Raw genomic sequence first — 11,073 nt, 5'->3', positions numbered from 1 at the left:
ATACGCTCCAATCTTTAAGGACTTAGAATCAGGATTTAGATTATAGGCAATTACGCGGGTTTTGACAAATCGAATTTTCTGAAACCTCTGCAAAAATCTAAAAGCGAGCCGTATCCGCTACGCGCATCTCCTGATGTAAATCAGTGAATAGTACGCCGGCATATTGCTGGTGTTGCTGTCGGTCGTACCGCTATTGTCATTATTAGCGCCGCCGGTATGTTCGTGTGTGGCGTCAAGCACAAAACGGGCATTATCAACATCACTTCCTGATGGCCCCCATTGATTATTTTCATTAGTCAGGCTAAAAACACCATCTGTTGCTTTTTCGTAGTATGGATAATAAGCATGACTATAAGGAGTATCTGTGGCAGGTAAGTGCCCCGTCAAACTCTTGGCAGCGGTTCTGTCCGTGGTTTTTGTCGCATTGGTATAAATAGTATGCGTGTGTTTCGGCAGCATAGCGGCGGCCAGAGCATTGCTGCCGCCGGTATTCGCCAGGCTGCCTTTGCCTTTGATGAATTTATCTTCCAGATCAGGAGTTAAGCCTTTATTATAATTTCCTCTATCGCAAGAATACCAGCCTTTCAGCGTAATATTATCTTGCCAGCTTGCGCCGTCGTACATCAGGATCGTGCCTATCGGCAGACCATCCTGTTTACTGCTGATCGCGTTTTTCACAGCATACACCTGCGCTTCGGTGGCGAATTTTGTGCCGTCATTGGCGGCGTCAGTCGTTTTAGCCATGCCCAATTTTGGCTCGGCCACCAGATCAGCCGCGCCGAATGTCTTAACGCCGGTTATTGTTTCCGCTCCGGCTTTGTGCACCGCGCCGCTGTCTTTTTCATTCAGGCTGTCGTAGACCGCTTTCGCTGAAGGATACTCCGTTGAGCTGCTGCTTAAAGTATCCTTTTTATTTACCACGTTTTCTTTGGTATTCAGCGCGTTTGTCATTTTTTGCGCTGACAGCGGTTGCCCTGTTGCTATACCGTCGTAATTATCTGTGTAAGCGTTTGCCATAATCCCCCCTCTGTAAGTACTTGACCAAAGTATACACTACTTTTTGACTAATGTCAATAAATATATTTGACCAAACAATATACCATAAAGGGGAAGGTATCTATGTTCAAAAACAATTCCGGCCTCAGCGCTCCTTTGCGCCAGTTGATCGCCACCAGGATCCGCGACTTAATGCGGCGGCAGGGTCTGACCACCGAGACAGCCGCGCTGAATATGGGGTTGGAATATTCTAATTTTTATTACATCGTCCGCGGCAAGAAAACACCCAGACTAGAGACCTTGCTCAAGATCGCCGACGGCTTAAATGTGCGGCCGGAGTATTTTCTCAATGATCTGCCCAAACAAAACTCCGCGGCCAAAGTCAGCTCTCTTAAATTCAACATTCTTAAAGAGATCGACAAGCTCAAACTGCCCGAGCAGGCTTTTCTGCTGAATGTTTTAAAACTCCGCAATGCCCGAGGAAAACTTACCTGATCACGCCGGCGCCAGTTTTTTGCGGCGGGGACGGGATACTTTTTTTCCGGCCGTAAAGATCAAGACCTTATCTTGCGCGTCAATGCTGACATTGCTATTCTCGGCGATTTCGCGGGACAGCAGTTTATCGGCCAGCGCGTTTTCCACCTGATCCTGAATAATGCGCCGTAGCGGCCGCGCGCCCTGATTTTCCACAAAGCCTTTTTCCACTAAAAAGTCCGCCGCCGCGTCGGAAATCTCCAGCGTCAGATTGTGATTGGTCAAACGCTTATTTAAATCCGCCAGCATGATCCGGACGATCTTTTGCAGATCGTCTTTATCCAGCATACGGAAGACTATCGTGTCGTCAAGGCGGTTTAAAAACTCCGGCGGGAAAGCGTTTTTCAATTCGCCCAGCACCGTCTCTTTGATCTTTTCATAGCTTCTCTTGCTGCGGTCATCGCCGGCGATGAAGCCGAAAGTTGTATCTTTTTTCAGCGCCTGCGTGCCGACATTGGAAGTCATGATCACAATGGTGTTTTTGAAATCCACCTTGCGACCGTTGCTGTCCGTCAAAATTCCGTCATCCATGATCTGCAGGAGAATATTGTGCACTTCTGTCGCGGCTTTTTCGATCTCGTCAAAAAGCACCACAGAATACGGACGGCGGCGCACCGGCTCGGTCAACTGCCCGCCCTCGTCGTGGCCGATATAGCCGGGCGGCGCGCCGACCAGCCGCGACACGGTGTGTTTCTCCGTGTACTCGGACATATCGATACGCACCATATTTTCCTGCTGGCCGAACATGAATTCCGCCAGCGCTTTGGCCAGCTCGGTCTTGCCCACACCGGACGCGCCTAAAAAAATAAATGAGCCGATCGGCCGCTTGGGGTCCTTGAGGCCGGCCTTGCCGCGCTTGATCGCCTTGACCAGTGCGGCAATCGCCTCGTCCTGACCGATGATGCGTTTTTTTAATTCCGCTTCCATAGTCAGCAGACGCTCCGCCTCGTTTTTGGAGACCTGCGTGACCGGAATACCTTTCCAGAGCGCCACGATCTCGGCAATATCTTCGGCGCTGACCACGGTTTTTTTGCCTTTGAGTATCACGCGCGCCGCCGCCTCGTCGATCAGATCGATCGCTTTGTCAGGCAGCTGCCGGTCGGTGATGTAGCGCACCGAAAGGCTCACCGCTGCTTCCAGCGATTCCAGCGAAAATTTTACTTCGTGGTATTCCTCGTAACGGCCGATAATGCCCTGCAAAATTTTCAAAGTCTCCTCGCTGCTCGGCGGATCGACCAACACGGACTGAAAACGCCGCTCCAGCGCGGAATCGTCTTCTATATACTTGCGGTACTCATCGAGCGTCGTCGCGCCAATGATCTGCACTTCACCGCGCGCCATCGCCGGCTTGAACATGTTGGCCACATCAAGCGAACCCTCGGTGGAACCAGTGCCGACCATCGTGTGCAGTTCATCAACGAACATGATCACATTGCCGGCTTTTTTGACCTCGGCCAGTAATTTTTTCATGCGGTCTTCAAATTCACCGCGGTATTTTGTGCCGGCAACGATCAAACCCAGATCCAAAGTCACCACGCGCTTGCCGAGCAAATTTTTGGGCACTTCTTTCTGCAGAATGCGCTGCGCCAGCCCTTCGACGATCGCGGTTTTGCCCACGCCGGCATCGCCGGTCAAGACTGGATTATTTTTAGTGCGGCGGCTCAAGATCTGCACGATGCGCTCGATCTCGCGCTCACGGCCGACCACCGGATCGAGTTTGTTATTCAGGGCTAGATTGGTCAGGTCGCGCGCAAACTCATTGAGCAGCGGAGTGTCCACGGGTTTTTTGTATTCCGTGCCGCTGGTTTTAACCTCCGGCCCCAGCAGGCTCAGCACGGCGTTTTTCGCAACCATTAGAGCGACATTGCGCGCACCCAGCACTTTGGCCACCACGCTGTCCGGATCGCGCAGCAAGGCCAGAAAAAGATGCTCCACGCTCACCGAAGAATGTCCCAGCTGCCGCGCCTCTTCCCAGGCGTAACCAAGCGCACGTTTGACCTGCGGCGTAAACGGGATATTGTCCGGCACGACCGGCTTGGCTTTGTTGGAAATTATCTCCTCCAAATCGTCGATCAATTCGCCGCGGTTGATATTTATTTTGGCCAGCACTTTGTTGATAATGTCATTTTTGTCGGCGGACTCCAGCAGGGACAGCAGTAAATGATCGGTGCCCAGCGACTCGCTGGAAAACTCCCGCGCCGCTTCCTGCGCGGTAATGATGATCTGTATCGCTTTTTCTGTGAATCTCGAAAACATCCAAACCCCCAAAAATAGTAGTTCTTATATTATAGCATAAATCAGGCTGGGATTATTTTTTTGGCGCGTTGCGGCCGGCGGCAAACTTTAGGCGCGCTGCGGAACCACGGTTAATTTGTAGCCCAGCGCGTTGACAACGCTGCTGATAGCGCCAAAGTAAGGCTTGGTGTTTTTGGATAAAGATTTGTAAAGGCTCTCACGATTAACGCCCGATTTCCTGGCAATTTTACTCATAGCACGCCGCGCTTTAGCCACATTGCCTAATGCCGCTTGAATAACCGCAGGGTCGCCATCTTCAAAAACAGTTTCCAGGTAAACTTTTATGTCAGTTTCTGTTTTAAGCTGTTTGGAAAAATCATAATCATAGACTTTAACCATGTTAGCTTACCTCTTCCTTTAATTTGTGTGCAAGTTTAATATCTTTTTGCTACGTAGATTTATTACCGCCGCACAATAAAATTATCAAACTGCCGTTTTCATTTATAAAATACAAAACTCTACCGCATATTTTTTGACCAGCCGGTAGGGATTGTAGGAAAGTTTAGACTGGCGCAGTCCCGTTAGGCCTAAATCCTGCTCGCGGTTGATGAAAGTGTATTTGCCGGACAACGCCTGACCGAGATAATTGTTCATGAACTGCGCGATGCCATCGTAACTCTCATCGATCAGTTCAAAATGCACGATCGCCGTGCGTGGATTAAGCTCACTGTACAAAAGCAGACCGATCTCCGCGCGGCCGATCTTGACCAGAAAGCCTTGATAAAGATCTTGCGCCAGCCCCAGCTTTAAAACCTCCGCGGAAATCACGCCGACTTGCATGGCGGTCAGTTTTTTTTCGGCAAAACTCAAAAACATTTCTTTTAATTCCGGCCGGTACGAAATTATCTCCGCGGGAGAATTATTGCGCAGAAATTTTTTCAAGCGGTTGCGTTTATCGGCAAAACGCGCGCCGGCGTAGGCCGCAAAATCACTGACTTTGTACAGATAATCAAAATTAGCGCGGTCTTCCTGAAATCTCAGCCGCGGCGCGCCGGAATATTTATGCAGCAGGCGGCAGATCTGCGCGTTCACATAAGCCAGCTGGTGAATGTTCAGCTCGCGCAGACGGGCAAAATATTTATCCAGCGCGGTATCGGGAATACTGCGGTACGGGCAGACCACGCCAAAAGGTTCTTCGGCTAGAGGATAGGCCACCAGAAACAAAAAATTATCGATCTCCAAAAAATAAATGTTCTCGGCGTAGGTCCAGGTTTTTTCATTGGCCGCGGAGAACTCGCTGCCCATAAAATTACGGCCGGTAATAATATCCTGCTCATATTTCCGCAGGAGTTTTTGCTCGGCGCCATACCGCACCAGATCAGCCGGTTTGGTAAAAAGCAAAGCCACGCAGCGCGCCGGCTCACAGGCCTGACACTCTGGAGAGCTGTGGTCGACGAACGGCGGATAAGCCGCGCGGACAAAACCGAGCTTTTCAAAAAACTCCGGAATAATAGTCAGCGCGTAAATTTCCCGCGCCGCATTTTCATACAGGGCAAAACGCGCCAGCGCGCGGCCGTATTTTTTACCGCGGTATTTGGGCAAAATCTCCAAATAACCCAATTCGTATTGTCCGGTATCCTGTTTCAGAATTTGTGTCCAGCCGACAATTTCATTGCCGGTGTACAGCACATAGGTTTTATCGACCGCGGCTTCTTTTTCCAGCTGTCCGATCGCGGATGGCAGATCTTCTCCGCCGCGGAATATTTTTACCCCCAGAGACATTTATTGCACGACCGCGCCTAAATTGGCCGAAGTTACCAGCTTGGCATAGCGCGCCAGATAGCCGGTCTTGATTTTCGGCTCTGGTTTTTGCCAGGCCTGGCGGCGCCGCTCCATTTCCGGCGCGGAAATCCGCGCGTTGAGCGTTTTCTGCGGAATATCGATCTCAATAATATCGCCGTCTTTGAGCAAAGCGATCTCGCCACCAGCCATAGCTTCGGGAGAAATATGGCCGATGGACGCGCCGCGCGTCGCGCCGGAAAACCGGCCGTCGGTGATCAGCGCCACATCTTTATCCAGCCCCATACCGGCGATCGTCGAAGTCGGCAGCAGCATTTCGCGCATACCCGGACCGCCCTGAGGACCCTCGTAACGGATCACCACCACATCGCCTTTGACGATCTTGCCGCCGGTGATCGCCTGATAAGCCGCATCCTCGCTGTCAAATACTTTTGCCGGGCCGCTGTGTTTGAGCATCGCGGGAGCGACAGCCGATTGTTTCACGACCGCGCCGTCACGGGCAATATTGCCGAAAAGCGCGGCCAGCCCGCCTTTGTCATGATAGGGTTTGTCGATCGGCGCGATAACTTTATGCTCCAATACCGGATGGTTTTTATAATTTTCAGCAATAGATCGTCCGGTCACGGTCGGCAGATCTCTCTGCAAAATGCTTTTTTTATCCAGTTCATTCAGCACGGCCATGACGCCGCCCGCGCGGTCAAGGTCTTCCAGATGGTCTGGGCCAGCTGGCGCCAGATCGCAGAGATGCGCGACTTTTTCCGAAACCTCATTGATCAGGCGCAAAGTGATCTCCAGGCCAGCCTCGTAGGCGATGGCCGGCAGATGCAGCGCGGAGTTTGTCGAGCAGCCGAGCGCCATATCCAGCGCCAGCGCGTTATCGAACGCTTCTTTTTTGAGGATGTCGCGGATCTTCAGATCTTTTTTGACCAGCTCCACAATTTGTTTTCCGGCCTGGCGCGCCAGATCGACGCGCCGCGGATCCACCGCCGGTATCGTGCCGTTGCCCGGCAGAGCCAGACCCAGAGCTTCGCACAAACAGTTCATGGAATTGGCCGTGAACATGCCCGAGCAGGAACCCGGCCCGGGGCAGGCCGCGCACTCAATAGCGTGAAATTCCTCTGCCGAAATCAGCCCTTGATTAAACCGGCCGACCGCTTCAAATACGGAATTCAAGTCTAATTTTTGGCCGTTGCGCTCACCGGCCAGCATCGGCCCGCCGGATAAAACTATCGTCGGAATATTGAGGCGGCAGGCGCCCATGATCATGCCCGGCACGATCTTGTCGCAATTGGGCAGGAGAACTATGGCGTCAAAGCAATGCGCCTGCCCCATGGTCTCAACCGAGTCCGCGATCAATTCCCGCGAGCCCAGCGAATATTTCATGCCCTCATGCCCCATGGCGATGCCGTCACAGACGCCGATCACGCCGAACTCCAAAGGCACGCCGCCGGCCTGGACGATCTCCGTTTTGACCGCCTCGGCCAATTTATTTAAATGCAGATGCCCGGGGATAATATTAGTGTAAGCATTGGCCACGCCGATGAACGGCTTGCGAAAATCCCCGTCCCGCAGCCCCGTCGCGCGCAGCAAAGCGCGGTGCGCCGCCCGAGCCGGGCCCTGTTTGACATTGTCCGAACGCATAAAAGCTCCTTCGTCCGCCGCTCCAAATAAAATAAATATCGGCGTATAATACACCTATCTATTAAAAATGAAAATTAACCCCGCCCTTTGCCGAGTTTTTGCAAAACGCGGGACATTACCTGTCGGGTCGGCCCGTCCAAACGGTTAAAATTTTTGAGCAGGTTAAATTCCGCGGCGCGGCGTTCCGCCCAAGCCGTATTTTTCGGCGGCATTTTGGCCAAATCCTTAAACCAATATTCTATCGGCAAACCATAGCGGCGGCTCAGTTTGACCAGCGTCGTCAGGCGGGGCAGCCGCCGGCCATTGTAGAGATTGTAAAATATCGAATAATCCAGATCCAAATCCTGCGCGGTTTCTTCAATAGTTTTACCGCTTTTTTTCCGCAGCTGTTTTAATTTCTGGCTGATCAGGCGTTTTAATTCTTTGTCCGTCACGTCTTTTTCCATGTCCATGGACACACAACCTTTCTAAATCAATATATCCATTTCAAGGGATTATCTTTATAGTATTGTCAGATAAAATTTAGTAGCATTTTGCTATAAAATGTGCTATAATTATGGCATCAAACACAAGGGGGTATTTTTATGGTCACCAATAATTACAATGACAAATTTGAAGAGGCGCCGTATTTTATTAAGAAAGGCGAACAGCTTTCGGCGGCGGGCATGACTGCGGCGTTGAATACCAAAGAAAATGTGAACAATAAAAAAGATACTTTGAGCAACAGCAACTCCACGGAGTATCCTTCAACCAAAGCGGTACATGACGCTCTGGACTTAATGGCAAGCGAAGTTCAGGCTATAGCTAATGCGTTCAGCGGCAAACAGGACAGCCTGCCGATAGGCACTATACTGATGTACGACGGGACGAGCTGGCAAGATAATGTTACATTGTTCGGCTGGTATTCCTGCAATAGAACAAATTACAATAATGGCCTAACCCCTGATCTGGAAGATAAATTTATCAAGGGCAAGGGCGGTCTGGCGAATATCGGCGGCAGCAATGCCTTGACCGCCGCTATGCTGCCGAAGCACACGCATGGGTTTACAACATCTTCCACCAGCAAAACCCTAACAGGGAGTTTTACAACTTTTGTAATCATCGATGGGGCTAGTAATGGTGGTGTGAGTCATGATTCTGCTTTAGGAATTTTATCCAGAAGTTCTGCGGCAAGTGTATTACACGATCCAGCATATGGAGAAACCAAAACAGGCGTGTCCGGATACAAAGGTATTTCTCTAGACGCAACGCACACTCATTCTGGAACAACCAGCAATGACAACAGTTCCGCCACGGACACGAACGCCTACAACATGCCGGCCTATTATTCGCTGATCTATATTAGACGGGTACGGTGAGAATGCTGTGTTATAATCAGTCAATGCCCAAACTAGTTCTGGCCAGCGACCACGGCGGATTTGAATTAAAAGAAATTATCAAAAAATTTCTCGCGGAACTCGGCGGCTATGCGGTCAGCGATCTGGGCACACACTCCGCGGAGTCCGTGGATTATCCTGAATACGGCAGGAAAGCCGCGGAAGCTGTCGCCTCCGGACAGGCCGAGCGCGGAATAATTTTTTGCGGGACGGGCATCGGCATATCCATCGCGGCCAATAAGGTCAAAGGCATCCGCGCCGCCAACTGCGCTAGCGAGTATCTGGCGGAAATGTCCCGCCGGCACAACGACGCCAATATCCTCGCGCTGGGCGGCCGCAGCGTCGAGCCGGAATTAGCCAAAAAGATCGTAAAGGTCTGGCTAGACACGCCATTCGAGGGCGGACGGCATGCGCGGCGCGTCAGCCAGATCGGCTAAATTTTTTCCGCGGCGGACGGCATCTCTATCGTGAATACTGTGCCTTTGTTTAATTTCGACTGCACGGTGATACTGCCTTTGTGTTCCTCAATAATACGATGCACATCAGCCAGCCCCAGGCCATTGCCTTTGGCTTTAGTCGTGAAACGTCGCGTAAATATTTTTTTTAGATTGTTTTTGCTGACGCCGCAGCCATTGTCGCGGATAGTGATGACCGCCGCGGCTCTATCCTCAGCAAGCCGGGCTGAAATTTCGATCTTCCCTTTGCGCTCCGGCGGCATGGCCTCGATCGCGTTGAGCAGGAGATTGAGCAAAGCCTGCTGAAAAGCCGGCAGGTCGGCCAGTACCCGCAGGCCTCCGGCAATATTTACGATTATCCGCACCGCGGCGTTCTGCGCCTGCACTTTGACCAAGCTCAAAACTTTTTGCACAACATCCGCCAGATCCAGCGGCTGGATCTTAAATTCCGCGCGGCGGGTAAAACTCAAAATAGCCTGCACATTGTTTTCCAGATTTTGAATTTCCTCTTTGATAACAGAGCCGTGCTCCGCCCAAAATTTTTGTTTGTCCGGATACATTTCCGCCAGCTGCGCGAACATTTTGAGCGGGGTCAGCGGATTTTTGATCTGATGCATAATGTCCGAGATTATGGTGTTGGCGGCCAGCTCTCTATTGAGCCGCGCCAGCTCGGCCACGCGGGCGGCGTTTTCGATGGCCACGGCCAGCTGCCCGGCCAGAGCCTCCAGCAATTCCTCGTCAAGATCGGCCAGCGGCCGCCCCGACGGCACATTGTCCACTGCCAGTATGCCCAGCGTCTTGTCGCGCGTTTGCACGGGCACGGTGTAATACTGCGCGGCGCCCAGCATCCTGACCAGATCGGTCTGGCGTGTCGCCCGCAGGAGCCTGGGTCTGCCGTCGCGGTACAAACGCCCAAAAACGGAAGTGTTTTTGTCGAGGGCGCGGCCAAGCACACCCTGCGCCGGCGCGCCGTGCACGGCCACCGACACCAGCGTGTCATTTTGGTCAATAAAAAAAATCGCGCGGTCAACGCCCACGGCTTCAGCGATAAGCTTCACAATATTATTGTAAATTTCACGGGTATTGAGCGTGGAAATAATTATCTGGGAAATTTCGGAAAACGTCCGCAATTTTTGATTGACCATGCGAAAATTATAACATTCGTATAATACGAAAACAATTCTTAACAAGCATTCTATAATAATTAACACCTATTTGACTATATTTTTTCGGTAAATTAAACGAATTTAAGGCTTGACAAAATCCTGAAATATTATAAAATATATAAGAAATAATTATTTTAAGATTTTATATTGTAATATAAATTATTTTTTGTTATATTTAATCAAATAAACAATTACTTATTTGATTAAGTAAGGAAAGCGGGCGGGTTATGAGCAAGATTTTGTACGTGAGCGACGAGCTGCATCAGAGTTTGAAATTTTTGGCGACCAAGCTGGGGATCACGATGCAGAACGCCACCGACGAAGCGGTGCAGGAATGGATACGTTCGCGGGAGCGCGAAGAGAAACAAAAAGAAATACTGCTGGGGCGCATTGAGCAAAAACTCAGCGTGGACGAGCGCAGGCTGCTGGAAGCCCTGCTCAAAAACCAAAACCATTAGCTTATCCTTTTTTCGGGGGGAAAAAGGATAAAAATAAAAAGCCGGTCGATCGACCGGCTTTTTTATTGCGGTATTTTTGTCCAAAAGCACAAAAGCAAAGGTCAACAGGTTTGGACAAAGGGACAGGCACGGCAATAAAGTCCACGGCAGCCGCAGCGTTCAGTGTGGTGCCGGAGTACTATACCCTGGTATACATCATCAAAATTACTAACGCCGGAGAATAAAGTATTACCTATGTGACCAACCAAACCGCTTTCTTTACACGCAAAAAGCATATGTTAAACCGCACTCTTTTAACGGCAGACTAGTTGCCTCGCTTAACGCGAGGCAAGATGGTACAGTTGACAGCTTCGGCGCCACGCTTCGCATGGCGCGCCAGTACAGACAAGCCAAACTGTCATTAAACGGAACG

General features: G+C 50.9%; 11 protein-coding genes. 4 read left to right on the top strand and 7 right to left on the bottom strand.

Annotated elements, in window-relative coordinates; translation table 11 throughout:
* Positions 1-117: 117 nt before the first annotated feature.
* Positions 118-1,017, bottom strand: coding sequence for a hypothetical protein (locus LBJ25_07775; protein MDR1453852.1), 900 nt, complete (start codon positions 1,015-1,017; stop codon positions 118-120).
* 102 nt (positions 1,018-1,119) lie between these two features.
* Between LBJ25_07775 and LBJ25_07770 the strand changes: the two genes are divergently transcribed.
* Positions 1,120-1,491, top strand: coding sequence for a helix-turn-helix domain-containing protein (locus LBJ25_07770; protein ID MDR1453851.1), 372 nt, complete (start codon positions 1,120-1,122; stop codon positions 1,489-1,491).
* Here LBJ25_07770 and LBJ25_07765 read toward each other — a convergent pair whose 3' ends face one another.
* The 5 genes from LBJ25_07765 to LBJ25_07745 all read right to left on the bottom strand — a co-directional run bounded on the left by LBJ25_07765 (position 1,492) and on the right by LBJ25_07745 (position 7,658).
* Positions 1,492-3,786, bottom strand: coding sequence for an ATP-dependent Clp protease ATP-binding subunit (locus tag LBJ25_07765; GenBank protein MDR1453850.1), 2,295 nt, complete (start codon positions 3,784-3,786; stop codon positions 1,492-1,494). It lies immediately after the preceding gene.
* Between the two features lie 87 nt (positions 3,787-3,873).
* The gene (locus LBJ25_07760; GenBank protein MDR1453849.1) at positions 3,874-4,164 is read right to left on the bottom strand and encodes a putative addiction module antidote protein; all 291 of its coding nucleotides are present in this window, start codon (positions 4,162-4,164) and stop codon (positions 3,874-3,876) included.
* A gap of 102 nt (positions 4,165-4,266) precedes the next feature.
* Positions 4,267-5,547: a GNAT family N-acetyltransferase gene (locus LBJ25_07755; protein MDR1453848.1), complete on the bottom strand. Its 1,281-nt coding sequence runs from the start codon at positions 5,545-5,547 to the stop codon at positions 4,267-4,269.
* The gene (gene ilvD, locus LBJ25_07750; GenBank protein MDR1453847.1) at positions 5,548-7,206 is read right to left on the bottom strand and encodes a dihydroxy-acid dehydratase; all 1,659 of its coding nucleotides are present in this window, start codon (positions 7,204-7,206) and stop codon (positions 5,548-5,550) included. It lies immediately after the preceding gene.
* A 74-nt stretch (positions 7,207-7,280) separates the two neighbouring features.
* Positions 7,281-7,658, bottom strand: a complete 378-nt coding sequence (locus LBJ25_07745; GenBank protein ID MDR1453846.1) for a helix-turn-helix transcriptional regulator — start codon at positions 7,656-7,658, stop codon at positions 7,281-7,283.
* A gap of 132 nt (positions 7,659-7,790) precedes the next feature.
* On the opposite strand from LBJ25_07745, the gene LBJ25_07740 reads away from it, so the two are divergent.
* Positions 7,791-8,564, top strand: coding sequence for a hypothetical protein (locus LBJ25_07740; protein MDR1453845.1), 774 nt, complete (start codon positions 7,791-7,793; stop codon positions 8,562-8,564).
* 23 nt (positions 8,565-8,587) lie between these two features.
* The gene (rpiB, locus tag LBJ25_07735; protein MDR1453844.1) at positions 8,588-9,019 is read left to right on the top strand and encodes a ribose 5-phosphate isomerase B; all 432 of its coding nucleotides are present in this window, start codon (positions 8,588-8,590) and stop codon (positions 9,017-9,019) included.
* On the opposite strand, the gene LBJ25_07730 is transcribed toward rpiB, so the two are convergent.
* Complete coding sequence (locus LBJ25_07730; protein MDR1453843.1) at positions 9,016-10,182, bottom strand: GAF domain-containing protein; 1,167 nt, start codon at positions 10,180-10,182, stop codon at positions 9,016-9,018. The two genes, rpiB and LBJ25_07730, sit on opposite strands and share 4 nt — an antisense overlap.
* 248 nt (positions 10,183-10,430) lie before the next feature.
* Between LBJ25_07730 and LBJ25_07725 the strand changes: the two genes are divergently transcribed.
* The gene (locus LBJ25_07725) at positions 10,431-10,661 is read left to right on the top strand and encodes a hypothetical protein (protein ID MDR1453842.1); all 231 of its coding nucleotides are present in this window, start codon (positions 10,431-10,433) and stop codon (positions 10,659-10,661) included.
* Positions 10,662-11,073: the final 412 nt, after the last annotated feature.

The sequence above is a fragment of the Candidatus Margulisiibacteriota bacterium genome, assembly GCA_031268855.1.
Lineage (GTDB): Bacteria > Margulisbacteria > Termititenacia > Termititenacales > Termititenacaceae > Termititenax.
This window is presented reverse-complemented; position numbering and strand designations above follow the sequence as displayed.

What these genes read in the sequence shown, in the direction of transcription:
- LBJ25_07775 (MDR1453852.1), bottom strand. Translation starts at nt 1,017, where the DNA reads ATGGCAAACGCTTACACAGATAATTACGACGGTATAGCAACAGGGCAA.
- LBJ25_07770 (MDR1453851.1), top strand. Translation starts at nt 1,120, where the DNA reads ATGTTCAAAAACAATTCCGGCCTCAGCGCTCCTTTGCGCCAGTTGATC.
- LBJ25_07765 (MDR1453850.1), bottom strand. Translation starts at nt 3,786, where the DNA reads ATGTTTTCGAGATTCACAGAAAAAGCGATACAGATCATCATTACCGCG.
- LBJ25_07760 (MDR1453849.1), bottom strand. Translation starts at nt 4,164, where the DNA reads ATGGTTAAAGTCTATGATTATGATTTTTCCAAACAGCTTAAAACAGAA.
- LBJ25_07755 (MDR1453848.1), bottom strand. Translation starts at nt 5,547, where the DNA reads ATGTCTCTGGGGGTAAAAATATTCCGCGGCGGAGAAGATCTGCCATCC.
- ilvD (MDR1453847.1), bottom strand. Translation starts at nt 7,206, where the DNA reads ATGCGTTCGGACAATGTCAAACAGGGCCCGGCTCGGGCGGCGCACCGC.
- LBJ25_07745 (MDR1453846.1), bottom strand. Translation starts at nt 7,658, where the DNA reads ATGGACATGGAAAAAGACGTGACGGACAAAGAATTAAAACGCCTGATC.
- LBJ25_07740 (MDR1453845.1), top strand. Translation starts at nt 7,791, where the DNA reads ATGGTCACCAATAATTACAATGACAAATTTGAAGAGGCGCCGTATTTT.
- rpiB (MDR1453844.1), top strand. Translation starts at nt 8,588, where the DNA reads ATGCCCAAACTAGTTCTGGCCAGCGACCACGGCGGATTTGAATTAAAA.
- LBJ25_07730 (MDR1453843.1), bottom strand. Translation starts at nt 10,182, where the DNA reads ATGGTCAATCAAAAATTGCGGACGTTTTCCGAAATTTCCCAGATAATT.
- LBJ25_07725 (MDR1453842.1), top strand. Translation starts at nt 10,431, where the DNA reads ATGAGCAAGATTTTGTACGTGAGCGACGAGCTGCATCAGAGTTTGAAA.